Source organism: Geodermatophilus sp. SYSU D00697 (genome assembly GCF_054050175.1).
Genome location: NZ_JBJGYV010000001.1, coordinates 39,804 through 63,534 on the forward strand (window position 1 = coordinate 39,804; position 23,731 = coordinate 63,534).

Here is a 23,731-nt window from a genome sequence, read left to right on the forward strand (position 1 = left end):
AAACAAGCCGGTGGCCCTCCCGGGGTCACCATGTGCACCTGGCGGTGGCGGCGACGTGGCCACCGCCCGTCCCCGAGGACACCCGGCGGGACACGCCGTGTCGTGGTCTCGCTCCGGCGTCACCGACCGCCGGAACCGGCCGTTCCACGCTCTGGAGCTGGGCGGATGTCGACAAGACGGCGGGTGCAGCGGCGGGTCACCGACCCCTCGGCGGGACCTCCGCAACGATCGGGTGACGGGCCCGTCCCGGCGCCCTGCGCGGCGGCCGGGACGGGCCGCTCGGGCCCTACTTTTCGGGCTGTTCGCGGCACTTCCCCGGCCGCGACGAACAGCCCCGAGGAGCCCCGTGTGAACGCGCCACCTGCACTGGCCACCCGCCCCTCCACCCCGCCAGTGGCGGCGGGTGCGGAGGACGAACTGACCCTGACGTCGCTGCTGGACCTGTTCTCCCCCGAGGAGGCCGCGGGGGCGCCGAGGTCGCTGCGCCGTTCGCTGCGATCGTCGGTCGCCCGGCTGCGGCCGTGGACGCGGGACCTGGTGGAGCGGGCCGCCCTGTGGGGCGCCGGACCGCAGGGAGCCTGGCGTGCGTGGTGACGTGGGCGAGGTGCTGCTGTTCTGGCCGGCCGTCGCCGTCCTGGGTTTCGTCGCGCTCGCCGCGGTGGTCATCGTGCTGGGCGTGAGCTCCACCGCGCGGTACCAGTTCGAGCGCAACCAGGTGCAACAGCAGCGGGCCGTCCCCGCCCGGTCCGGGTCGGCCCCGGCCCGGACCGGCGCGGCGAGCCGGCCGGGCGCCGACGGCCCGCGCGCGGACGCCGGGACGGGCGGCGGCGCCGCGGCGCCCGCCGGGCGTCGTGAGCACGGAGCCGCCGTCGGCGTGGCGACGCACCCCGCGGGCAAGCGGGCCGTCGGGCCGGGGACGGCGGCGGCGTGGTGGCTGGTCGACGGGTGGGGTGAGGGCCCCGGTGAGCGGGTCGTGGCCGGCCCGTTCGCCGACCGGATCGACGCCGACTGGGCCGCCCTCTCCGCGGATCTGTCGGCGTCGGTGGTGGCGGTCCACGGCGTGCAGCGCGCCGACGGCGCGCTGGTCCGGCGGCAGCTCCCGCAGGACCGGGCGTGGCTGAGCGAGCTCGGTGAGCAGCTGGACCGGCTGGCCGAGGAGTGGACCGAGCTGATGTCGGACGACGACGCGCTCACCACCCTGGTCGTCGAGGTGACCGCGGCGCTGGTCGAGGCGGGCCTGCCGCTGCACGACTGCGACGGGCAGGGCGCGGCCGGTGGGGTCTGCCTGACCCCGGTCCCGGGCTCCGGCGGCATCCTGGTCAGCTGGCACCAGCACGACCGGATGAGTCGGCAGCAGGTGCGGGGCGCGACGATGGACGCGGCGGTCCAGCGGACGATGAACGCCGCGGTGGCCGACCTGCTCGCGCAGATGGGCTTCGGGGTCGACGCCTCCGGGTCGGCCGGCTGCCCGCTGGTCACCGCGGCCCGGGGGTGAGCCGGGTCAGGCGGTCCGGTCCAGGAAGCGCTCGACCACGGGGGCCAGCTCGTCGGCCTCGGTGATCAGCGCCAGGTGCCCGCCGCGGTAGAGGTGCAGCGAGGCGTCGGGGATCAGCCGGGCCAGGATGTGCGCGTTGGCCACCGGGATGATCGGGTCGTCGTCGCCGGCCACGACCAGGGTCGGCTGCCGGATGAGCCGGAGGAACGGCAGGCTGCTCCAGCCGGCGCTGGCCGCCAGCTGGTAGTAGTAGCCCCGCCGCGGGCCCAGCCGGCTCGCCGAGTGCAGCACCCGCGCGGCCATGGCGGGGTCGTCGCGGATCGTCCCGCCGTAGATGTCCCCGGCGATGGACCGGGTGTAGCCGGGGTCCCGGTGGCGGCGGGGGGTGAGCATCCGGGCGAGCACCCGTGGGTGCGCGGGGACCATCAGGGTGCCCGTGCCGGTCGCCGCCAGCACCAGCCGGCGGACCCGGCGGCGGTGCTGGACGGCGAAGTGCTGGGCCAGCCCGCCACCCCAGGACAGCCCCAGGACGTCGACCGGGTCGTCGTGGCCGAGCTGGCTGAGCAGCCCGGCGACGACCGGGCTGAACGTCGCCAGGACGTAGGGGACGACCGGCCGCGGGGACCCGCCCACACCGGGGACGTCGAACCGGATCACCGTGCGCCGCTGGTCGATCGCGTCGACGAAGGGCTGCAGCACCTCCAGGCTCGCCCCGATGCCGTTCATCAGCAGCAGCGGCGGGACCGACTCGTCGCCGGTGCGGACCGACACGCGCAGCGTCCGCCCGGCGACGGTGAGGGTGCGGACCACGTCGGTGGCGGGCACCGACGCGGCTCGCGGCACGCGGGGTCTACTTGTCGAAGACATACGTGCCGGGGGCGTCGGTCAGCGGCGGCAGCTCGTCACTGCCGAGGGACGACGGCGCGTCCACCTCGTCGCCGGTGCGCTCGGCCAGCCAGGAGGTGAAGTCCGGCCACCACGAGCCCTTCTGCTTCTCCGCCGAGGCCAGCCACTGCTCCGGGTCCGGCGGGGTCTGCGGGGCGACCTGGAAGGACGCCTTCGGGTTGCTCGGCGGGTTGACCAGCGAGGCGATGTGACCGCTGGTGGAGAGGATGAACCGGCTGCGCCCGCCCACCAGCTGCGTCGTCCGGTAGCAGGACTGCCACGGGCAGATGTGGTCGGCGATGCCCGCGGTGACGTAGGCGTCGACGTCCACCTTGGACAGGTCGACCGGGGACCCGAGCATGGTCGCGGCGCCGGGCTTGGCCAGCTTGTTGCCGAACGCGATGTCGATGAAGTCGCGGTGCAGGGCCGCGCTCATGCGAGTGGTGTCGCCGTTCCAGTAGAGGATGTCGAAGGCCGGCGGCGGGTTGCCCTGCAGGTAGTTGTTGACCCAGTAGTTCCACACCAGGTCGTTGGGCCGCAGCCAGGCGAACACCTCGGCCAGGGTCGCGCCGTCCAGGTAGCCCTTCTTCCGCGACTTCTCGGTCGCGTCCCGGATCGCCCCCTCGTCCATGAGCGCGCCCAGGGTGCCCGCCCGCGACCAGTCCAGGACGGCGACGGAGTAGCTGGAGGCGGCGACCCGGTCGAGTGCACCGATGTCGGCCAGGTGCGCCAGCGTCATCGCGAGGATGATCCCGCCGGAGCAGAAGCCCTGCAGCGCCGTGCGGTCGCTGCCGGTGATCCGCTCCGCGGCGTCCATGGCGTCGAGGACCGCCTGGCCGTAGGTGTCCATGCCCCAGTCGGCGTGCCGCTCGTCGGGGTTGCGCCAGGACATCATGAAGACCTGCTGCCCCGAGGCCACGTAGTGCTCGACGATGCTGCGGCCGGGCGCGAGGTCGGTGATGTAGTACTTGTTGATCGTCGGCGGCACGATCACCAGCGGCACCGACCGTACGGTCTCGGTCGTCGGCCGGTACTGGATCAGCTCGAACACCGGCGTCCGCAGGACCACCGCGCCCGGCGTGACGGCGAGGTCCTCGCCCACGGTGAAGGCATCGGGCTCCACCATCGTGGGGACCCGCGGCGGTGAGGCGAGGTCGGAGACCAGCCGCCGCAGGCCGCGCACGGCGTTGCGCCCACCGGTGTCGATGACCGCCTTCCACAGCAGCGGGTTGAGCGGGGTGTTGCTCGGGGCGAGGGCGTCGACGACGTTGGTCAGGGTGAAGCGCAGGCGCTCGTCGTCCTGCCAGTCGAGGTCGGCGTCCTCGAGGAGCTCCATCGCGGTGCGGGCGGCGACGATGTGCGCCTGCATCGCCCGGCGCATGAGCGGGTTGCCGCTCCAGGCCGGGTCGCTGAACCGCTTGTCCTTGGGCGAGGGGGCGATGTCGGAGCGGCCGGCGACGACCTTTCCCAGGTCCGAGGCCAGGGCCCCGACCCGCTGGGCGACCACGCGGGGCCGGCCGGCCAGGGACCGGCCGAACCGCAGCGTCGTGCGCGCCGGCGGGATCATCCGGCGCAGTGGTCCGCGGGCGCCGTCGACGAGCACCATGTCGAGGCCGATGGCGGCCTCGCCCGGCTCCTGGGCGACCCCGTCGGTGGTGCGGTCCTCGGGCGTGCGGGCGGCGTCGGTCATGCCGGTCTCCTCGGGGCGTCGGCTCACGGTGTGGCCACCGACACTGAACCACGGGTCACCGACGGGCGCCCGCCCGGGCGGCGTCCCCAGGCCCGTTCGGGTGGGCTCCCGCATCACACGGACTCCGGCACCAGCGCCGTCCGGGGCGCGGCGTTGGGCGGCCGGCGCCACGACCGGTTGCGCCGCCAGAACAGGTACGTGCCCAACCCGAGCGGGATCGGCAGCACGTAGGTCAGCACCCGGTAGACCAGGACCGCGGCGGCCACGAGCGCGCGGTCCCCGCCCGCCGCCGCCAGGCCCGCGATCAGCGCCACCTCCACCACGCCCAGCCCGCCGGGGGTGAAGGGGACGGCGGTGAGCAGCCGGGCGGAGGCGAAGACGGCCAGCGCCTCGACCACCCCGACGTCGCCCGCCGGGACCCCCACGACGCGCAGCGCCACCAGCAGCACGAGGAACAGCGACAGGTGGCTCACGAGCGTGGCGAGGGTGATCCAGTGCCAGCGGGCGCGCAGCAGCAGCGCCGTCCGGTCGCGGAACCGCGTCGTCGCCCGGTCCCACCCGTGCACCGGCGGCCGGCCGAACGGCCGGACCAGCGCGGAGGCGACCCGGCCGGCGACGGTGCCGATCCGGGCGGCGGTCGCCCGGCTGTACAGGAGCAGTCCGAGGAGGACGACGGCGACGGCGAGCCCGGCCAGGCCCGCCAGTCCGATCGCCACCCGACCGGCGCTCGGGGTGGACCCGAAGGCCAGCAGGCTCAGGGCCAGCACCGGGAGGGCCAGCTTGGCGACGTTGTTCCACAGGCCGGCGACGAGCAGGGAGACCGACGTCCGGGAGCGGGAGAAGCCCCACGAGGAGTTCATCGCGTAGGTGAGCCCGACCGCGATCGCCCCGCCGGCGACGACGGTGTTGGAGACCGCCGTCGTCGACAGCGTGGCGACGGTGGCCTGGCGGAGGGTCTGCCCGGGCATGGTCGCGACCACGAGGAACTGGTAGGTGGCCAGGTTCCACGCCGTGACCAGCGCGAGCAGGGCGACCTCCGCCCCGGTCATCGCGCGGACCGACGACCACACCGCCGTCAGGCTGGTGAAGTGCGGGAGGAACCAGGCCAGGACCGCGCCGGCCAGCGCCAGCGACAGCACCGGCGCCACCGCCTTCCGCCACCGGCGCCCGGTCACGGCGGCCCGCCGGCCCGGGGCGGGTCCAGCTCCAGGCGCCCCCCGCTCTCGGCGCGCACCTGCTCGGCGAGCTCGGCCCGGCGGAGGGTCCCGATGCCCTGGGTCGCCAGGGCGAGCGCCTCGGCGCGGCTCTCCCCGCCCAGGGTGAACGCGATCGTGAGGCAGCCGCCGTCGAACAGGTACATGCGCCGGCCGTGGTACTGCGGGGTCACCTGGGTGACCCGTTCGAACCGGACCATGCCGTCGCGGTCGCTGGGGACCTCGGTGGCCTCGCCGGTGTCGCACGACCCGGTCAGCGCGACCTCGATGGCGCGCACGCCGTCCCGGTCGGAGTCCAGCCAGAACCGGGCCGAGCCGCGCTGGGCCTCCAGGCCGGAGAAGTGCCACCCCAGCGGCAGCCCCTCCACGCAGGGGACCCGCGAGGCCGTGGGCACGGCCTGGGCCATGAGGACGACGCCCCCGGCCGCCCGTGCGTCGTCGCCGATGGAGCAGGCCGGCGCTGTGCCCAGCAGGGGGTCGCCCGGTGTCGCGCAGCCCGTGGCCAGCAGCGCCGCGCCGGCGACGAGGACGACCCGACGGGCGGGCCGGGAGCCGGTCACAGCGGCGAGTCCAGCAGGTCGCTCGCGACCACGGCCGCGGCGAGCAGGCCGAGCAGGGCGACCAGCGACAGCCCGGCCCGCCGCCAGCTCCACCGCTGGACCCGCACCGGGGGCAGGCGGTAGGGGAGCAGGCGGAGGAACTGCGCGTGCAGGTCGCGGCCGTCGGCGCGCAGCGACCGGCGCAGCTGCGTGGGCATGGTCAGGCCGCGGGTGGCGGCGAAGGCCTCGGCCAGCTCCTCGTCGGAGAAGCGCTGCCGCGCCCGGGCGAGGACCCGCGCCGGGTCGGTGCGCAGCGCCAGGACCAGCATCATGTTGGCCAGGTCCACCGCCTGCCGCCACGGGCTGGGCCGGATCTCCGCGAACGCCGAGTCGATGAGGTAGAGGGTGCGGTCGCGCACCAGGATGTTGGCCGGCTTGAGGTCGCGGTGCGCCACGCCGATGTCCCACATCCGCCGGACCACGGCCAGCCCCTGGTCGATCACCGCCTCGTCGACCTCGGCGTCCCCGATCTCCTGGGCGCCGCGGAGGAACTCGGTGACCAGCAGGTACTCCCGCTCCGGGGTGATCTCCACGATCCCCATCGGGTGCGGCACCGGGAGCCCGGCGTCGGTGAACAGCCGCAGCACGTAGTCCTCGTACTGGACCAGCCGGCGGACGCTGTGGAAGGGCTTCTCGTCCTCCAGCCCGCCGTAGAGCAGCGTGCGGCCGAGCTTGAACCAGCGGTCGGAGCGGACGTGCGTGGCGGCGTAGAGCTTGCCGAAGACGAAGTCCTCCCCGTCCCGGGCCTTCACCGTGATCCGCAGCGGCGTCGAGCCGCCGGACCCGGCCAGGTTGAACGGCGTGCAGGACGTGGCGAGCAGGCCGAGCTGGTCCTGCAGCGCCCGGACGATCGCCTCCCCGCGGGCGCCGGAGACGTCGAGGTGGGCCGGGCTGCCGCGGCGGTAGCGCACCGGGTGGACGTCGTTGGGCGTCATCAGCCGGAAGGCCGCCAGCGGGGTCGCGACGCCGAGGACGACGCCGGCCACGACGTCGCTCGGGTGGTCCTGGGCCAGGTACAGCCGGGAGGCCACGGTGACCGCCAGCAACCCCGTGACGGTCCACTTGGCCAGCGTCCGGGGGCGGCCGGCCGGCACGAGGGCGTACACGGTGCTGACCAGGAACGCCGTCAGCACGGTCACCGGCAGGGAGGGCATGGAGTAGCCGGACCACTCGCCCAGCAGCTCCACCTCGAAGGGGCGCGGACGCTGCAGGACCACCGTGGCCAGCGCCCCCACGTTGACCACCAGCAGGCCGACCCCGAGCCAGACGAACAGGTGGTGCCAGCGGCGGCACACCGCCAGCACGAGCAGGTTGCCCACCCACAGCGCGTGGATGACGGGCTCGGTCGCCAGCACCCCCGCCGCCTCGGCGACGTCGGTCAGCCCCGGCGAGCGCAGCGTGGCGACCGCCTGCAGCACGCGGGTGTCCGCCAGGTCGACCAGCGGCACGGTGTCGGTGGCCAGCACGACCGCCCAGGCCACCACCACGCCGGCCGACAGCCCCAGCCACCACCGGCCGGAGGCGTTGAGGTGCCGGGGCAGTGGCGGGGGCTCCCCGGAGGGACGGCGCCGGCGGCGGACGTGCTGGATCGCCGGCGGCCCGGGACGCCGGACCGGGCCCGCCTCCGGGACGGCGTGCGGCAACGACGCCATGGCGCCCGATGCTGCACCTGCGGCGGGCTCGCGGTCCATTGGGTTCGCCGCCGTCCGGCGTTAGCGTGGCCGGGCCCGTCCCCGCTCGAGGAGGGAGCCCGCGATGCGGCGTTCCCTGGCGGCCCCCGCCGCGCTGCTCCTGCTGGCCCTCCTCCTGCTGCCCGGGTGCGCGCCGGCTCCCGGGACGGCGGCCCCGCCGGCCGAGGACACGGTCCGGATCGCCTCCTACGACTTCGCCGAGAACCAGATCCTGGCCGAGGTCTACGCCGAGGCGGTGCGGCGATCGGGCCTGCCGGTGACCGTCGTGCACGGCATCGGCACCCGCGAGGTGGTGCTGCCCGCGCTGGAGCAGGGCGTCGTCGACCTCGTCGTGGACTACCTCGGCACGGCCCTGGACTTCGTCGACCCCGGGCGACCCGCGGCCCGGCGTGAGCCCGAGCACCTCCGGGCCGCCCTGGCGCGGGTGATGGCCCAGCGCGGTGCCACCGTGCTCGCCGCGGCGCCCGCCGAGGACCAGAACGGGTTCGTCGTCCGGGCCACGTGGTCGGAGCAGAACGCCGTCCGCCGGCTGTCCGACCTCGCCCTGGTCGCCTCCGGGCTGGTCTTCGGCGGTCCGCCCGAGTGCCCCGAGCGCCGGTACTGCCTGCCCGGACTGCGCGAGGTCTACGGCCTGCAGTTCGCCGAGGTGCGCGCCATGCCCTCCCGGTCGGCGACGGTGGAGGCGCTGCTGTCGGAGGAGATCGACGTCGGCCTGCTGGAGACGACCGACGCCCACCTGGCCGACGGCTCGCTGGTCCTGCTCGACGACGACCGGGGACTGCAGCCGCACGAGAACGTGGTGCCCATCGTGCGGACCGCGGTGCTGGACGAGGCCGGGGAGGGGCTGCGGACGGCGCTGGACGCGGTGAGCGCCCGGCTCTCGGGCGCCGACCTCGTGCGGCTCAACCGGCTCGTCGTCGAGGGCCGGACACCGGCGGAGGCCGCGGCACTGTGGTGGGGCGGCCGCTGAGCGAGGACCCCTGCGCCGGTCACGCATGCGCCCCGTCCGGTGCGGGCAGGAAGTGGTCCCGAACCGAGAACCGTGAGAGGTGCCTGACGTGGGCCGTTCCATCGCCGACCAGACGGACGAGGAGCTGGGAGGGCCGGGCAGCGTCCTGGTCCGCCAGCGCCGTGACCACATCGACCTCGACCGGCTCCTGCACGAGCTCGAGGGGACGACCGGCCGGGAGCAGGAGGAGGTGCTCACCCGGATCGACCGACTCGTCTTCAGCCACGCCTTCGCCGAGGAGACCGTGCTGTGGCCGGTGCTGCGCCGGGTGCTGCCCGACGGCGACGCCCTGACGCTGGGGGTGGAGGAGGAGCACCAGGAGGTCAACGAGCTGGTCAGCGAGATCGAGACCCTCGGTCACGACGACCCGCGCCGGGCGCAGCGGCTGTCCCGGCTGGTGGAGGTGCTGCGCGAGGACGTGCGGGACGAGGAGGACGTGCTCTTCCCGCGGCTGCAGGAGGAGCTCGACGCGCACCAGCTGCGGCGGCTGGGCCGGCAGTGGGAGCTCGCCCGCCGGGTGTCGCCGACCCGCGCGCACCCCACCGTCTCCCGCCGGCCGCCGGGCAACGCGCTGTCCGGCCTGCCCCTGTCGCTGATCGACCGCACCCGCGACGTGGTCGACGCCGCCGTCCGCCGGGCACCGGAGCGCCTCGCGCCGGCCGGGGAGGCGCTCAGCCGGGGCCTGGCCGGCGTGGCCGGGCTCGTCGAGCGGGTGCCGCTCTCCCGCCGGGGCGACGAGCCGCCGACGTCCCGCTGAGCAGACGACGACGGCCCCCTCCCGCTCGGGAGGGGGCCGTCGTCGTCTGCTGTCGGACCCTGCAGGGGTCCTTCCTCAGTTCGTCTGGCGCGGCTTCGGGTCGCTGCGGGCGTCGAGCTGGATCTCCTTGTGGGCCTCCGGCACGCCCTCCTTGAGCTCCTTGGTCCGCTCGATCTCGGCGTCGAGCTCGATGCCGAACAGCAGCGCCAGGTTGGTCAGCCAGAACCAGATCAGGAAGACCACGACGCCGGCCAGGGCCCCGTAGGTCTTGTTGTAGCTGCCGAAGTTGGCGACGTAGAAGGCGAACAGCGCCGAGGCGCCCGCCCACACCAGGATCGCCACGAGGGCGCCCGGGCTGACGAACCGGAAGCCGCGCAGCTTCGCGTTGGGCGTCGAGTAGTAGAGGACGGCGATCATCAGCGCCAGCAGGACGACGATCACCGGCCACTTGGCCACGTTCCAGATGGTCAGCGCGGTCTCGCCGACCCCGATCGCCTGGCCGACGGCGTCCACCACCGGGCCGCTGAGCACGAGCAGCGCCACGATGACCGCGGCGAACAGGATGCCGATCAGCGTGACCAGCAGCTGCAGCGGCTTGAGCTTCCAGATCTTGCGGCCCTCGGGCGTCTCGTAGACCACGTTCGCCGCGCGGGTGAAGGCGCCGACGTACCCGGACGCCGACCAGACGGCGCCGGCCAGGCCGAGGACCAGGCCGAAGCCGGCGGCGCCGGTGTTGCCGGCGATCTGCTGGATGACCGGGTTGAGCGTGCTGGCCGCCTGCTGCGGCACCACGGCGGTCAGCGCCGTGGTCAGCTGCTCGGGGTTGGTCAGCAGGCCCACGATCGACAGCAGGGCGATCAGCGCGGGGAACAGCGCGAGGACGCCGTAGTAGGTGAGCGCGGCGGCCCAGTCGGTGAGGTTGTCCTCGCTGAACTCCTTGAGCGTGCGCTTCAGCGTGCCGCCGGTGGTGGGCTTCTTGTCGGCCCCCTGGGGGGCGTTGTCGAAGCGGACCTCGTTGACCTTGTCGTCCTGCGGTGCGGGGTCCCCGGCGGTGTTGCCGGAGAACCGGGTGTCCTTGGCCGCGGTGTCGCTGCCGCGCGAGCCGGTGGGGCGGTTCATGGTCGTCCTCCGGTCGAGGGGGGAACTCGTCCCCGACCCGGTGCCCCGGACGGTCCTGTTCCATGCCCGCAGAGAGGGTGTCGCGACCGGTCCGTGACCTGGCGTGGTCAGCGCAGGCCGCTCACCGGCGACCACTCCCCGGCCGCGGCGGTGGCCGTCTCCACCGCACCCGGCCGCCCTCTCCCGCGGGTGCCGGCCAGCCCGGCCAGGGTCACCAGGACGACGACGGCCGCGGCTCCCGCGCCCACCAGGGCGACCGCGGTGAACGCGCCGGCCACCGGCAGCCCGGTCGCAGGGGACGTGCCCGCCGCCAGCAGGGCCACGGTGAGGGTGCTGCCGAGGGCCTGGCCCACCGACCGGGCGATGGAGTTGACCGCGTTGGCCACGCCGGTCTCCTCCGGCCGGACCGCCGACACGACGAGTGCGGGCAGCGCGGCGTAGGCGACCGTGGCCCACAGCTGGGTGAGCAGCCCGGCCAGGACCACCTGCCAGGGGAGGGCCCGCAGCAGCGCGAACAGGAGGAACCCGGCCAGCCCCGACGCCGCCCCGACCAGCAGCGTGGGCAGCGCGCCGACGCGGCCGACGACCCGCCCGGCGACCGGTGCCAGCAGCACCCCGGCGACCCCGCCGGGGAGCAGGTAGACGACGGCCGCCTCCACCACCGAGGCGCCGAACCCGTAGCCGGCCACCTCCGGCGGGGTCTGCACGAACTGGAGGACGCCGAGGAACGAGGCGAACAGGCCGATGCCGGTCATGACCCCGGCGACGGTGGGCACCACCGTGCGCGGGTCGGCCAGCATCGCCGGGCGGACCAGCGGGTCGGCCCGGCGCCGCTGCAGCAGCACCCACCCGGTCAGGACGACGACGGCGCCGGCCAGGCAGCCCAGCGTCGCCGGTGTGCGCCAGCCCCAGGCGTTGCCCTGGGACACCGGCAGCAGGAGGAGGACCAGGCCCCCGGCGAGCACGAGCGCGCCCCACCAGTCGACCCGCCCCGACCCGGCGGGCGGCCGCTGCGGCAGGACGAACCAGACCAGCACCAGCGCGAGGACGGTCGCCGCCAGGCCGATCCAGAACGGCCGGTGGTAGTCGCCGCCGTCCCGGGTGAGCAGGGCCGCGGCGACCAGGCCGATCACTCCTCCGACGGCCAGCGTGCTGCTGACCACCGACATGCCCACGCTCAGCCGCTCGGCGGGCAACTCGCGGCGCAGCACGCTGATCGAGAGCGGGAACAGCCCGTACGAGACGCCCTGCAGCACCCGCGCCACCAGCAGGGCCGGGAGGGACGACGTCGCCAGGGCGAGCAGGGTGCCCGCGGCCATCGCGACGAGGATGCCGATGACCACCGGCCGCTCGCCCCAGGCGTCACCGAGCCGGCCGAGCACCGGCGTGGACACCGCGGCCGCCAGCAGGTTGGCCGTCAGCACCCAGCCCGCGGCGGTCGGGGAGACGCCCAGCTGCGCGCCGATCGGCCCGAGGACCGGCACGACCAGGCTCTGCAGCAGCGAGAGGGCCGTGGTGCCCAGGGCCAGCGTGGCAACCAGCAGCCCCGGCCGCGGGCGCCGGCGCCGGCGCGAGGCGTCGGCGGCGGGCACGCGGGCATTCGACCACGGCCCGCTGACCTCGGTGTGCTCACCCGTCGGGGTGGGCCCCGGCGACCCGGGTGTCAGGCACGCCTTCCGAATCGACGATTGAGACGGCGGTTGGTGGGGGAAACAACCCCGTGACGACGTGCTGCGGGGGGCATGCCCCCTGCAGCGATGAGCAGATCGACTCCCGGGGGGAAGAACCGATGGTGCTGTGGCCGGCTGTGACCCTGATCGGGTTCCTGGTCCTGACCGCACTGGTGATCGTGATGGGCACCTCGTCGACGGCGCGGTACGAGCGCGAGCAGCGCGCCGCCACCGCGTCCGCCGCCCGCCCGGCCACGCGCGCCGCCGAGCCGGTGGGGATGGCCCGCGCGGCCTGACGGAGGGCCCTCCCCCCACCGGGGGAGGACCCCGTCCTCATCACCCTCGCACGCTCGGGGTGAGCCTCGGGACGGGGCCGCGGCGGGCCCTGCAGGAGGGCCGCCGAGTCGCGCGCCCCGCGCTCCCTCCCGGAGCAGCGGGGCGCCGGCGTCTCCGGGGCCCGCCCTCCTACAGCCAGGCCTCGTCGGTGTCGAGGACGGTGCGGTCCAGTGACTCCAGCAGGTCGAGGTGGGTGTGCACCTTCGGCAGCTCGTACCGGTGGAAGAAGCGCGCCGCCGCCCGCTTGCCCTGGTGGAGGTCGCTGGTGCCCTCGCCGGTGGCCAGTGCCTGCTCCAGCCACAGCCAGGCGACGACGACGTGGCCGGCCGCCTCCAGGTAGGAGGTGGAGTTGGCCAGCGTGACAGCCGGGTCCCCCGCGCCCCACAGCGTCGCGGTCACCGACCCGATGCGGGCCACCGCGGCGTCGACGTCGGCGGCGAGCGCCGCCCACTCGGTGCCGGCCGCCCGCGCCGTCGTCCGGCCGATGGTCTCGGCCAGCAGCGCCAGCCCGGCACCGCCCTGCATGACGACCTTGCGGCCGAGCAGGTCCAGCCCCTGGATCCCGTTGGTGCCCTCGTGGATCGGGTTGAGCCGGTTGTCCCGGTAGAACTGCTCGACCGGGTAGTCGCGGGTGTAGCCGTAGCCGCCGTGGACCTGGATGGCCAGGTCGTCGGCGACCGGGCCCCACTGCGACGGCCACGCCTTGGCGATCGGCGTGAGCACCTCCAGCAGCAGGCGCGCCCGGTCCCGCTCCTCCGGGGACTCCGCGGTCTGCTCCTCGTCGACCAGCCGCGCGCAGTACAGGCCCAGGGCCAGGCCGCCCTCGGCGTAGGACTTCGCGGCCAGCAGCATCCGCCGGACGTCGGTGTGCTCGACGATCCGCACCGGCGGCTGCGTGGCGTCCCGGTTGGTCGGCGGCCGGCCCTGGGTGCGGGTGCGCGCGTACTCCAGCGCGTGCAGGTAGCCGGTGTAGCCCAGCGCCGTCGCGCCCATGCCGACGCCGATCCGCGCCTCGTTCATCATCGTGAACATGTAGGCGAGCCCCCGGTGCTCCTCGCCGACGAGGAAGCCGACCGCGCCGGGCCGCCCGCCCGGGGTGTGCCCGCCCTCGCCGAGGTTGAGCAGGGTGTTCGTCGTGCCCCGGTAACCCATCTTGTGGTTGAGCCCGGCGAGGACGACGTCGTTGCGCTCACCGAGCGTCCCGTCGTCCCGCACGAGGTACTTGGGGACGACGAACAGCGAGATGCCCTTCACCCCCGGTGGTCCGCCGGGGACCTTCGCCAACACCAGGTGGACGATGTTCTCGCTGAGCTCGTGGTCGCCCGCGGAGATCCACATCTTGTTGCCGGTCAGCCGGTAGGTGCCGTCGCCCTGCCGCTCGGCCCGCGTGGTGATGTCGGCCAGCGAGGACCCGGCCTGCGGCTCGGACAGCGCCATCGTCCCGAACCAGCGGCCCTCCACCATCGGGCCGACGTAGGTGTCGATCTGCTCCTGGCTGCCGTGGGCGATGAGCAGCCGGGCGTTGGCCATGGTGAGGAACGGATAGGCCGAGGTGCCGACGTTGGCCGCCTTGAACCAGGCGAACACCGCCTGCCCGACGGTGTGCGGCAGCTGCATCCCGCCGAACCGCTCGTCGAACTCGCCGGCCATGAGCCCGGCCTCGGCGAAGACCTCCAGCGCCCGCTTCACCTCGGGGATCAGCTCGACCCGGCCGTCGACGAACCGTGGCTCGTGCTCGTCGGCCGTGCGGTTGTGGGGTGCGAAGTGGTCGGTGGCGATCCGCTCGGCGAGGTCCAGGACGGCGTCGAACGTCTCGCGGGAGTGCTCGGCGAACCGCGGCCGCTTGGTCAGGCTCTCCACGTCGAGCCACTCGTGCAGCAGGAAGTCCAGGTCGCGGCGGGACAGGATCAGCGACGAGCGCACGGGGGCCTCCAAGAGCGTGCTGCCGGGAGCTCCGCCACAGTAGGCCGGGTTGGCGGCCGCGCGGCGCTGGGTAGGGGCCGGGCCCGGCCCGCCCGCGAGGAGGAGTTCCGATGGCCCTACCGAGGATCCTCGACACCGTCCGGGGGGCGGCCGCCGGTGCCGGGGGAGCGCTGCTCGGGCGCCTCCAGCACGTGCGCCTGCCCGGCGTCGGCCAGGCGTCGGTCACCGACGACCCCGCGACCGCGGCCCGCCGCTGGCGGGCGGTCACGGTGCTCTGCCCGCCGGAGCAGGTCGGCACCGGCGCCGACCTCCCGGCGCCGCTGGCCGCCCTCGGCGACCGCGTCGAGGTGCGGGTCACCCCGGCGCCCGGCGACAGGGGTGCCGAGCTGGCCGCGCGCTACCGCGACCGCGCCTCCGACGAGGACCTCGGCCGGCTGCGCGCGGCGCTGCGGGAGGCCAAGCAGCTGATCGAGGTCGGCGAGGTGCTCCGGGTGGACCCGGCTCCGCACGGTGTCCGCAAGGCCACACCGCAGGGCGCCGCGCTCGAGGGGACGACCGCCGCGGCGGGGAAGGAGGGCGTGCTGTGAGGGCGGCGACCTGGACGGGCGTGAACGAGGTCTCCGTCGAGACCGTCCCCGACCCGCAGATCCTCAACGACCACGACGTGATCCTGCGGGTGCGGCGCACCACGACCTGCGGCTCGGACCTGCACCTGCTGGGGGGCTACATCCCGTTCATGCGGGCCGGCGACGTGCTGGGGCACGAGTTCATGGGCGAGGTCGTCGAGGTGGGCAGGGGGGTGCGCCAGCGGCGGGTCGGCGACCGCGTCGTCGTCAACTCCTTCATCGCCTGCGGCTCCTGCTGGTACTGCCGGCAGGAGCTGTACTCGCTGTGCGACAACGGCAACCCGAACCCCGGCATCACCGAGGGGCTGTGGGGGCAGAGCCCCGGCGGCTGTTTCGGCTACTCGCACGCCATGGGCGGCTGGGCCGGCAGCCACGCCGAGTACATCCGGGTGCCCTACGCCGACGTGGGCTCGTTCGTCATCCCGGACGGCGTCAGCGACGAGCGGGCCCTGTTCGCCTCCGACGCGGTGTCGACCGGCTGGATGGGCGCCGACCTGGCGGGCACGAGGCCCGGTGACACGGTCGCGGTGTGGGGCGCCGGGGGCGTGGGCCAGATGGCCGCGCGGGCGGCGATGCTGCTGGGGGCCGACCAGGTCGTCGTGGTCGACCGGCTGCCCGAGCGGCTCGCGCAGGTCCGCGAGCACGTCGGCGCCGAGACCATCGACTACTCGCAGACCGACGTCCTCGCCGAGCTGCGTGAGCGCACCGGCGGCCGCGGACCCGACGTCTGCATCGAGGCGGTCGGCATGGAGGCGCACAGCCCCGGCGTCCACGGCGTGTACGACCAGGTCAAGCAGCAGCTGCGGCTGCAGACCGACCGGCCCACCGCCGTCCGGGAGGCGATCCTGGCCTGCCGGAAGGGCGGGAGCGTGTTCGTGTTGGGCGTCTTCGCCGGCCCGGTGGACAAGTTCCCCCTCGGCGCGGCCATGAACAAGGGCCTGACCGTGCGCGGGGCCCAGGTGCACGGCCAGCGCTACATGCCGCGGATCCTCGAGCACATGGCGAGGGGCGAGCTCACCACCGAGCACCTGGCCACCCACGTGATGCCGCTGGAGGAGGCGCCCCGCGGCTACCAGGTGTTCAAGGACAAGACCGACGGCTGCGTGCGGGCGGTCTTCCTGCCCTGACCCGACGAGGAGGCCCCCACCCGCAGCAGCGGGCGGGGGCCTCCTCGTCGGGTCGGTCCGGTGGCCGGGTCAGGCGCGGTGGCGGGCGCCGTCCTCGGAGATGTCACCCGGCCGGCCGACCGGGGGTGCGGTGGACGTCGGCGCCGCGGCGCCGACCGCCTGCGCGGCCTGCCCGGCACCGTCGCCCTCCGGGGCGCCGGCCGTCTGCCGCGCGGCCTCCCGGGCGGCCTGGATGCCGGACTTGTCCGACAGCGCCAGTTGCGGCAGGAACAGGAACACGAGGAACCCGAGCGCGACCACGCACGCGGCGATGAGGAACACCAGGTCGATCGAGGTCGAGAACCCCGTCTTGAACGGCAGCGCCAGGAACGACGGCAGGTCCTGGATGAACGAGGTGTCCGACAGGTCGCCACCGCCCTGCAGCTGACCGTTCTGCAGGGCCTGCGCGACCCGCGGGTCCGTGGCCGCCGCCGAGGTCACCGACTCCTCGATCTCCACCGGCAGCCGGCTGAACAGCACGGAGAGGAACGCGGCCGTGCCGACCGTCGCGCCCATCTGGCGGAAGAACGTGACCGAGGAGGTGGCCACGCCCATCTGGGACGGCGGGACGGCGTTCTGCACCGCCAGGACCGCGGGCTGGAAGTTGAACCCGAGCCCCACGCCGAGCAGGACCATGAACGGCACGAGGGTCCAGATCGACGTCTCGGCGCCGACGACGAAGGACAGCGCCAGCAGGGCGACGGTCATCAGCGTGGTGCCGGCCAGCGGGAAGACCTTGTACTTGCCGGTCTTCGAGATCGCGATCCCCGAGCTCATCGCGCCGATCATGATGCCGGCGACCAGCGGGATCATCTGCAGGCCGGCGACCGTGGCGCTGGAGCCGTGCACGATCTGCAGGTACTGCGGCAGGAGCAGCAGGCCGCCGAACATGCCCGCGCCCACCACCACGCTGCCGAGGCTGGCGATGGTGAAGCTGCGGTTGCCGAACAGGCGCAGGGGGAGCAGCGCCTCGTCGCGGTAGGCCCGCTCGGCCAGGACGAAGAGCACGAGGCCGACGGCGCCGATGACGTAGCAGGTCAGCGAGCGGCCCGAGGCCCAGCCCCAGATCCGGCCCTGCTCGGCGACGATCAGCAGCGGCACGATGCAGGTGACCAGTGCCAGGGCACCCGGCCAGTCGATGCGGTGGTCCCGGCGCAGGTGCGGCAGGTGCAGCACGCGGTAGACAGCCAGGAAGGCGAGCAGCCCCAGCGGCACGTTGATGAAGAAGATCCAGCGCCACCCGGTCAGGCCCAGCAGGGACGACTGCCCGGCGAGGAATCCGCCGATGACCGGCCCGAGCACGCTGGAGGTGCCGAAGACGGCCATGAAGTAGCCCTGGTACCGGGACCGCTCCCGCGGCGGCACGATGTCACCGATGATCGCCAGGGCCAGCGACATCAGGCCGCCGGCGCCGATGCCCTGGATCGCCCGGTAGGCGGCCAGTTGGTACATCGAGTCCGCGATGCCGCACAGCACCGAGCCGACGACGAAGATCCCGATGGCGAACAGGTAGAACGGCCGCCGCCCGTAGATGTCGGAGAGCTTCCCGTACAGCGGGGTCGAGATCGTCGAGGTGATGAGGAAGGCCGTCGTCGCCCACGCCTGCAGGTCGAAGCCGTCCAGGTCGTCGGCGATGGTGCGGATCGCGGTGGCGACGACGGTCTGGTCGAGGGCCGCCAGGAACATCGCGACCATCAGCCCGACGATGATCGTGACGATCTGCCGGTGCGTGAAGGCGCCGTCCGAGCCCGGGGCGGCGGCCGCCGCGCGGGCGTCCCTCCGCTCGGCCGAGGTGATGCGGGTGCTGTCGGTCATGACTTCTCTCTGGGGGACGGGACGGGCGCGGTGGGCGGCTCGGTGGGCAGGGACGCGGCCAGGTCGTCCAGCAGGCGGCCGAAGAGCGTGGTGAGGGTCGTCAGGTCGGCCGCGGGCCAGTCGGCGGTGACGCGCGCGAGGTGCGCCTCGCGCTCGCCGCGCACCTGTTCCAGCGCGGCCTGGCCGGCGGCGGTGACGACCAGCCGGCTGGCGCGGCCGTCGGTCTCGTCGGCGACCCGTTGGACCAGGCCCTGCTCGATCAGCGTCGCGACGTGCCGGCTGACGGTGGACGGGTCGGCGTGGACGAGGTCGGCCAGCGCTCCCTGACGGAGCGGGCCGAGCCGGACCAGCGGAAACAGCAGGACCAGCGCGGCGCGGTCGCGTCCCTCGGGGACCTGCGCGGTCTTCAGGGCGTGCACGAGGCGCATGAACCGCGGCAACTGCTCGCCCAGCGTGCGCAGCTCGGCCAGCCGCTCGTCGTCGAGCCCGGCGGGATCCGGGGCAGCAGGGGACACGGGGACTCCGCGGGATCAGAGGTGCGGGGAACACGTGCACCGTACAACCTGTTGCTCCCATCAAACAAACAGTTGTACGGCGCATGCAAGTGAGGTGGGCCACGCTGCGGGGCCCGGCACCGGTGGGATCCTGGAGGGGCACCCGCAGGCCGGCCCGCTCACCCGCGCGGCCGGGCTCCGGCGTCCGCCCGCGCCGCGGTCGGCAGCCCGTGCCCCCGTGAGATCTGGAGAACCCCGTGACGTCCGCGCCCGACGACCTGCGCACACGGCTGGCCGGGCTCACCCTCGAGGACGAGCACCGGCTCCGCCGCCGGCTCGACGGCACCCGCCGCACCCGGGACACCGAGGCCCGGGCGCGGCAGCGGGCGGCGATCGCTGCCGACGTCGCCACGGCCGAGGAGCGGATCGCCCGCCGGCGGGCCGCCGTCCCCGCCGTCACCTACCCCACGGAGCTGCCGGTCAGCGCCCGCAGGGAGGACATCGCCGCCGCGCTGCGGACCTCCCAGGTGGTCGTCGTCGCCGGCGAGACCGGGTCGGGGAAGACCACCCAGCTGCCCAAGATCGCCCTGGAGATCGGACGGGGGGTCCGTGGCCGGATCGGGCACACCCAGCCGCGCCGGATCGCGGCGCGGACCGTCGCCGAGCGGATCGCCGAGGAGCTGGACACGCCGCTGGGCGAGGTCGTCGGCTGGAAGGTGCGCTTCACCGACCAGGTCAGTGGCACCACGCTGGTCAAGGTCATGACCGACGGCGTGCTGCTCGCCGAGATCGGCCGCGACCGGCTGCTGCGCCAGTACGACACCCTGATCATCGACGAGGCGCACGAGCGCAGCCTCAACATCGACTTCCTGCTCGGCTACCTGGCCCAGCTGCTGCCGAAGCGGCCCGACCTCAAGCTGGTCATCACCTCGGCGACCATCGACGTCGAGCGGATCGCGAAGCACTTCGCAGGACTCGGCGAGAAAGGGCAGAGCGCAGGACTCGGCGAGAAGGGGCGGAGCGCAGGACTCGGCGAGAAGGGGCGGAGCGCAGGACTCGGCGAGGAGGGGCGGAGCGCAGGACTCGGTGAGAAGGGGCAGAGCGCAGGCCTCGGCGAGAGTGGGCACGGCAGCGTGGACGGCGCCGAGGTCCCCGTCGTCGAGGTCAGCGGGCGGACCTACCCGGTGGAGGTCCGCTACCGGCCGGTCGTCGACCCCGACGCCCCCGAGGGCGACCCGGCCGCCGACCCCGACCGCGACCAGGTGAGCGCCATCGCCGACGCCGTCGACGAGCTGGTCGCCGAGGGGCCGGGCGACGTGCTGGTCTTCCTCGCCGGCGAGCGGGAGATCCGTGACACCGCCGACGTCCTCACCGAGCGCTTCCCGTCGGCCGAGGTCGTGCCGCTCTACTCCCGGCTGTCCGCGGCCGACCAGCACAAGGTGTTCGCGCCGCACACCGGACGGCGGATCGTGCTGGCCACCAACGTCGCCGAGACCTCGCTGACCGTGCCCGGCATCCGCTACGTCGTCGACACCGGCGTCGCGCGCATCTCCCGGTACAGCTCGCGGCTGAAGGTGCAGCGGCTGCCCATCGAGCCGATCAGCCAGGCGTCGGCCCGGCAGCGGTCGGGCCGCTGCGGGCGCACCTCCGCGGGCATCGCCGTCCGGCTCTACACCGAGGAGGACTTCGAGAGCCGGCCGGAGTACACCGACCCGGAGATCCTGCGCACCAGCCTGGCCTCGGTGCTGCTGCAGATGGCCGCGCTCGACCTCGGCGACGTCGCCGACTTCCCGTTCATCGACCCGCCGGACCGGCGCGCCGTCGCCGACGGCCTGGCCCTGCTCGAGGAGCTCGGCGCCCTGGACGGGGACGGCCGGCTGACCCCGACCGGCCGGGCGCTGGCCGCGCTGCCCCTGGACCCCCGGATGGCCCGCATGGTCGTCGAGGCCGACCGGCGCGGCGTCCTGGAGGAGGTCCTGGTCATCGCCGCGGGGCTGACCATCCAGGACCCCCGCGAGCGGCCCACCGAGCACCAGCAGGCCGCCGACCAGGTGCACGCCCGGTTCGCCGACGAGAACTCCGACTTCCTGGCCCTGCTCAACCTCTGGCGGTACCTCGGCGAGCAGCAGGAGGCGCTCTCGGGCAGCCAGTTCCGCCGCACGATCAAGCGGGAGTTCCTGCACTACCTGCGCATCCGTGAGTGGCAGGACCTCTACGGCCAGCTGCGCAGCACCGCCCGCCGCCTGGGCATGGCCGTCGGTGAGCTCGCCGCCGAGCCCGACGAGCGCGGCATCCACACCGCGCTGCTGGCCGGGCTGCTCTCGCACGTCGGGGTCCAGGTGGAGGACACGCGCACGCAGAGGGACGGCGACCGGCGGCGGGGCGGCCGGGAGTACCTGGGCGCCCGCAACGCCCGCTTCGTGATCGCGCCCGGCACGCCGCTGGCCAAGAAGCCGCCGCGCTGGGTGGTCGCCGCGGAGCTGGTCGAGACCAGCCGGCTGTTCGCCCGCACCGTCGCCCGCATCGACCCCGAGGTGGTCGAGCGGCTGGCCGACCACCTCGTCAAGCGGCAGTACTCCGAGCCCCGCTGGGACGCCAAGCGCGGCTCGGTGGTCGCCACCGAGCGGGTCACCCTCTACGGCATCCCGCTGGTCGTCGGCCGCCGGGTGCAGTACGGCTCGATCGACCCCGTCGTCTCCCGGGAGCTGTTCATCCGGCACGCGCTCGTGCAGGGCGAGTGGACGACGCACCACCGGTTCTGGCACGACAACGCCGAGTCGATGCGCCGCGTCGCCGAGCTGGAGGAGCGGGCCCGGCGCCGGGACATCCGGGTGGACGACGAGACGCTGTTCGAGCTCTACGACGCCCGCATCCCGGCCGACGTCGTCTCCACGCGCCACTTCGACCGGTGGTGGAAGCAGGTCCGCCGGCAGACCCCGGACCTGCTGACCTTCTCGGCGGAGATGCTGACCAACTCCGCGGCGGCCGGGCAGGTGCGGGTCGAGGACTTCCCGGACGAGGTGCCGCTCACGCAGGGCCTCACCCTGCCGCTGTCCTACGCCTTCGCGCCGGGGACCCCGCAGGACGGCGTGACGGTCGACGTCCCGCTGGCGGTGCTCGACGCCGTCGCGGAGCGGACGTCGGGAGGCTCGCTGGCCTTCACCGTGCCGGGGCTGCGCGAGGAGCTGGTCACCGCGCTGCTGCGCACCCTGCCCAAGCAGTTCCGGCGAGCGCTGGTCCCGATCCCGGACCGCGTACGCGAGGTGCTGCCGCACATCGCGGCGACCGAGCCGCTGCTGCCGGCGCTGGAGCGCGAACTGCGGCGCGCGGCCGGGGTCGTCGTCCCGCCGGACGCCTGGCAGCCCGACCAGGTGCCCGACCACCTGCGGGCCACCTTCCGGGTCGTCGACGACCGCGAGCGCGCCCTGGCCACCGGCAAGGACCTGCAGGCGCTGCGCCGCGAGGTCGCACCCCAGGCCCGGGCCAGCCTCGCGGCCGCGGCGGCCGACGTCGAGCGCACCGGTCAGACCGCGTGGACGTTCGGCACCCTGCCGCGCACCGTCGACGTCCGCCGCGGCGGGCACGTGGTCACCGCGCACCCGGCCCTGGTCGACGAGGGTGCGACCGTGGGCGTGCGCGTGGTCGCGACCGAGGCGGAGGCGACGCGGCTGTCCTGGCGCGGCGCCCGCCGGCTGCTCGTGCTCGTCGCCGGGTCCCCGACCCGCCAGGTGGTCAAGGGGCTGTCGCCGAAGACCCGCCTGGCCCTGCAGTTCAACCCGGACGGCGAGATCCCCGCGCTGGTCGACGACTGCGTGGACGCCGCCGCCGACGAGCTGATCGCCGCGGCGGGCGGTCCGCCGCGGGAGGAGGCGGCCTTCGCCGCGCTGGTGGAGACCGCGCGCGCCCAGCTGCTGCCGCTGACGACCGACGCGGTGCGCCGGGTCGAGGCGGTGCTCACCCAGGCCCGCGAGGTCGCCGTGGCGATCGGGGCCGCGCCGGGACGGCGGGTGCCCGAGGCGGCGATCGCCGACCTGCGCCGCCAGATGGGCGGCCTGCTGCACCGCGGGTTCGTCGCCTCGGCCGGGCGGCGCCGGCTGCCCGACCTGGTGCGCTACCTCAGGGCGATGGCGCACCGGCTGGAGAAGCTGCCGGCCAACGCGGTCCGCGACCAGCTGTGGATGGCGCAGGTCGCGGCGGTGACCGAGGAGTACGAGCAGCTGCGCCGCCAGGTGCCGCCGACCGGGGCGCCCGACGACCCGGTCGCGCGGGTGCGCTGGATGATCGAGGAGCTGCGGGTGGGGCTGTTCGCCCAGACGATCGGCACGCCCCGGCCGGTGTCCGAGCAGCGGGTCTACAAGGCGATCGACGCGCTCACCGCGTGAGCGGGTGACCGCTCGACGATCAGGGACCCTGATCCTCGAGCGTCCTCCCGCACCGCAGACCGTGGGGGAGGACGCGCCACGATCAGGTCACCTGATCCCCGCAGCGGGCACTCAACTGGCGACGCGGTCGCGCAGCAGGGCGGAGATGCGCTGCCGGGTCACGCCGAACAGCGCGGCGATCCGGTTGATGCTGACCTGCTCGGACTGCAGGGCGTGCGCCTGCTCGCGCCGCCACGTCCCGCCCGCGGTGGCCAGCACCGACATCACCGAGCTGATCTGCTCGACGACCAGCGGGCGGCGCTCCTCGGTGACGATGTCCAGCCAGCGCCGTCCGTCGCGGCGCTCGGCCAGGAGCTGCTCGGCCCGGTCCCGGGCGCAGCGCAGCTCGTCGAGGCAGCTGTCGAGGGCGGTCACCAGGGCGCTGAGCGCCTCGACCGCCGTGTCCGGCGGTCGCGCGCCGTTCTGCTCCGTCTCCACGACGGCTCCTTCCCGGTTCCGCACCGGTTCAGATGCGTGCAACTGCATGGCACGCTACCGGACTGCACGGCAGTTGCGTGCAACTCCTCTGACGGGCAACCGCCGTGACGCGCAACGGCTGTTGTCGCGCGGGGCCGGCAGCGGTGGTTTGCCGCCGGTGGCTGCCGGGGACGGGCGGAGGGACCGAACGAGCGAAGGGGAGTGGGCATGAGCGAGCCGACCGGCCACACCGAGAGCGCGGGCGAGGGGCTCTCGGACGAGGAGATGGTCCGCACCGTCGCCGAGCAGACCGACAGCGCGTCCGAGCACGCCGACGTGGCGGGCAAGGACTGGGACGGCGACCCGAGCGCGGCCCCGGACCCGAACAGCTGACCCGCGGCGCC

20 protein-coding genes are annotated in these 23,731 nt (G+C 74.6%); 9 read left to right on the top strand and 11 right to left on the bottom strand.

The genetic code is table 11. From position 1 onward, the window contains the following. Window positions 1–348: 348 nt before the first annotated feature. Both ACI79C_RS00210 and ACI79C_RS00215 read left to right on the top strand, forming a co-directional pair. A complete protein-coding gene (locus ACI79C_RS00210; protein ID WP_456943597.1) occupies window positions 349–594 on the top strand; it encodes a hypothetical protein in 246 nt (81 codons plus the stop codon). Then, on the top strand, window positions 584–1,495 hold the full coding sequence (locus tag ACI79C_RS00215; RefSeq protein WP_456943598.1) for a hypothetical protein: 912 nt from the start codon (window positions 584–586) through the stop codon (window positions 1,493–1,495). Before ACI79C_RS00210 ends, ACI79C_RS00215 begins: the two co-directional genes overlap by 11 nt. A gap of 6 nt (window positions 1,496–1,501) precedes the next feature. Here ACI79C_RS00215 and phaZ read toward each other — a convergent pair whose 3' ends face one another. The 5 genes from phaZ to ACI79C_RS00240 all read right to left on the bottom strand — a co-directional run bounded on the left by phaZ (window position 1,502) and on the right by ACI79C_RS00240 (window position 7,535). Then, the gene (gene phaZ / locus ACI79C_RS00220; RefSeq protein WP_456943599.1) at window positions 1,502–2,338 is read right to left on the bottom strand and encodes a poly(3-hydroxyalkanoate) depolymerase; all 837 of its coding nucleotides are present in this window, start codon (window positions 2,336–2,338) and stop codon (window positions 1,502–1,504) included. Between the two features lie 7 nt (window positions 2,339–2,345). Continuing rightward, window positions 2,346–4,070 carry a PHA/PHB synthase family protein gene (locus tag ACI79C_RS00225; RefSeq protein ID WP_456943600.1) on the bottom strand — a complete coding sequence of 575 codons (1,725 nt, stop codon included), beginning with the start codon at window positions 4,068–4,070 and terminating at the stop codon, window positions 2,346–2,348. Window positions 4,071–4,183: 113 nt separating this feature from the next. Beyond that, the gene (locus ACI79C_RS00230) at window positions 4,184–5,245 is read right to left on the bottom strand and encodes a flippase-like domain-containing protein (RefSeq protein ID WP_456943601.1); all 1,062 of its coding nucleotides are present in this window, start codon (window positions 5,243–5,245) and stop codon (window positions 4,184–4,186) included. Continuing rightward, a complete protein-coding gene (locus tag ACI79C_RS00235) occupies window positions 5,242–5,844 on the bottom strand; it encodes a hypothetical protein (RefSeq protein WP_456943602.1) in 603 nt (200 codons plus the stop codon). Before ACI79C_RS00235 ends, ACI79C_RS00230 begins: the two co-directional genes overlap by 4 nt. Continuing rightward, on the bottom strand, window positions 5,841–7,535 hold the full coding sequence (locus tag ACI79C_RS00240) for a phosphatase PAP2 family protein (RefSeq protein WP_456943603.1): 1,695 nt from the start codon (window positions 7,533–7,535) through the stop codon (window positions 5,841–5,843). Before ACI79C_RS00240 ends, ACI79C_RS00235 begins: the two co-directional genes overlap by 4 nt. A gap of 103 nt (window positions 7,536–7,638) precedes the next feature. On the opposite strand from ACI79C_RS00240, the gene ACI79C_RS00245 reads away from it, so the two are divergent. Beyond that, on the top strand, window positions 7,639–8,544 hold the full coding sequence (locus ACI79C_RS00245; RefSeq protein WP_456943604.1) for an ABC transporter substrate-binding protein: 906 nt from the start codon (window positions 7,639–7,641) through the stop codon (window positions 8,542–8,544). Window positions 8,545–8,632: 88 nt separating this feature from the next. Further along, window positions 8,633–9,340, top strand: a complete 708-nt coding sequence (locus tag ACI79C_RS00250) for a hemerythrin domain-containing protein (RefSeq protein ID WP_456943605.1) — start codon at window positions 8,633–8,635, stop codon at window positions 9,338–9,340. 75 nt (window positions 9,341–9,415) lie between these two features. On the opposite strand, the gene ACI79C_RS00255 is transcribed toward ACI79C_RS00250, so the two are convergent. Then, window positions 9,416–10,459 carry a YihY/virulence factor BrkB family protein gene (locus tag ACI79C_RS00255; RefSeq protein WP_456943606.1) on the bottom strand — a complete coding sequence of 348 codons (1,044 nt, stop codon included), beginning with the start codon at window positions 10,457–10,459 and terminating at the stop codon, window positions 9,416–9,418. A gap of 107 nt (window positions 10,460–10,566) precedes the next feature. Then, window positions 10,567–12,051: an MFS transporter gene (locus ACI79C_RS00260; RefSeq protein ID WP_456943607.1), complete on the bottom strand. Its 1,485-nt coding sequence runs from the start codon at window positions 12,049–12,051 to the stop codon at window positions 10,567–10,569. Window positions 12,052–12,266: 215 nt separating this feature from the next. On the opposite strand from ACI79C_RS00260, the gene ACI79C_RS00265 reads away from it, so the two are divergent. Beyond that, the gene (locus ACI79C_RS00265) at window positions 12,267–12,425 is read left to right on the top strand and encodes a hypothetical protein (protein WP_456943608.1); all 159 of its coding nucleotides are present in this window, start codon (window positions 12,267–12,269) and stop codon (window positions 12,423–12,425) included. 169 nt (window positions 12,426–12,594) lie between these two features. Here the strand turns inward: ACI79C_RS00265 and ACI79C_RS00270 are convergent, their stop codons facing one another. Further along, window positions 12,595–14,388 (bottom strand): acyl-CoA dehydrogenase, encoded by a 1,794-nt coding sequence (locus ACI79C_RS00270; RefSeq protein WP_456943609.1) that lies wholly within the window; start codon window positions 14,386–14,388, stop codon window positions 12,595–12,597. A 110-nt stretch (window positions 14,389–14,498) separates the two neighbouring features. Between ACI79C_RS00270 and ACI79C_RS00275 the strand changes: the two genes are divergently transcribed. Together ACI79C_RS00275 and ACI79C_RS00280 are read left to right on the top strand one after the other, a co-directional pair. Then, on the top strand, window positions 14,499–14,975 hold the full coding sequence (locus tag ACI79C_RS00275; protein ID WP_456943610.1) for a hypothetical protein: 477 nt from the start codon (window positions 14,499–14,501) through the stop codon (window positions 14,973–14,975). 20 nt (window positions 14,976–14,995) lie between these two features. Continuing rightward, complete coding sequence (locus tag ACI79C_RS00280) at window positions 14,996–16,141, top strand: zinc-dependent alcohol dehydrogenase (RefSeq protein ID WP_456943611.1); 1,146 nt, start codon at window positions 14,996–14,998, stop codon at window positions 16,139–16,141. A gap of 69 nt (window positions 16,142–16,210) precedes the next feature. On the opposite strand, the gene ACI79C_RS00285 is transcribed toward ACI79C_RS00280, so the two are convergent. Next, window positions 16,211–17,995, bottom strand: coding sequence for an MDR family MFS transporter (locus ACI79C_RS00285; RefSeq protein ID WP_456943612.1), 1,785 nt, complete (start codon window positions 17,993–17,995; stop codon window positions 16,211–16,213). Then, a complete protein-coding gene (locus ACI79C_RS00290) occupies window positions 17,992–18,510 on the bottom strand; it encodes a MarR family winged helix-turn-helix transcriptional regulator (protein ID WP_456943613.1) in 519 nt (172 codons plus the stop codon). The genes ACI79C_RS00285 and ACI79C_RS00290 overlap by 4 nt, the downstream gene beginning before the upstream one ends. A gap of 236 nt (window positions 18,511–18,746) precedes the next feature. On the opposite strand from ACI79C_RS00290, the gene hrpA reads away from it, so the two are divergent. Further along, on the top strand, window positions 18,747–22,871 hold the full coding sequence (gene hrpA / locus ACI79C_RS00295; protein WP_456943614.1) for an ATP-dependent RNA helicase HrpA: 4,125 nt from the start codon (window positions 18,747–18,749) through the stop codon (window positions 22,869–22,871). Window positions 22,872–22,982: 111 nt separating this feature from the next. Here hrpA and ACI79C_RS00300 read toward each other — a convergent pair whose 3' ends face one another. Next, window positions 22,983–23,348 carry a hypothetical protein gene (locus ACI79C_RS00300; protein WP_456943615.1) on the bottom strand — a complete coding sequence of 122 codons (366 nt, stop codon included), beginning with the start codon at window positions 23,346–23,348 and terminating at the stop codon, window positions 22,983–22,985. A 207-nt stretch (window positions 23,349–23,555) separates the two neighbouring features. Between ACI79C_RS00300 and ACI79C_RS00305 the strand changes: the two genes are divergently transcribed. Beyond that, complete coding sequence (locus ACI79C_RS00305; RefSeq protein ID WP_456943616.1) at window positions 23,556–23,720, top strand: hypothetical protein; 165 nt, start codon at window positions 23,556–23,558, stop codon at window positions 23,718–23,720. Window positions 23,721–23,731 lie beyond the last annotated feature (11 nt).

Coding starts and splice junctions, on each gene's coding strand:
- ACI79C_RS00225 (WP_456943600.1), bottom strand. CDS start 4,070: ATGACCGACGCCGCCCGCACGCCCGAGGACCGCACCACCGACGGGGTC.
- ACI79C_RS00240 (WP_456943603.1), bottom strand. CDS start 7,535: ATGGCGTCGTTGCCGCACGCCGTCCCGGAGGCGGGCCCGGTCCGGCGT.
- ACI79C_RS00245 (WP_456943604.1), top strand. CDS start 7,639: ATGCGGCGTTCCCTGGCGGCCCCCGCCGCGCTGCTCCTGCTGGCCCTC.
- ACI79C_RS00255 (WP_456943606.1), bottom strand. CDS start 10,459: ATGAACCGCCCCACCGGCTCGCGCGGCAGCGACACCGCGGCCAAGGAC.
- ACI79C_RS00275 (WP_456943610.1), top strand. CDS start 14,499: ATGGCCCTACCGAGGATCCTCGACACCGTCCGGGGGGCGGCCGCCGGT.
- ACI79C_RS00285 (WP_456943612.1), bottom strand. CDS start 17,995: ATGACCGACAGCACCCGCATCACCTCGGCCGAGCGGAGGGACGCCCGC.
- ACI79C_RS00305 (WP_456943616.1), top strand. CDS start 23,556: ATGAGCGAGCCGACCGGCCACACCGAGAGCGCGGGCGAGGGGCTCTCG.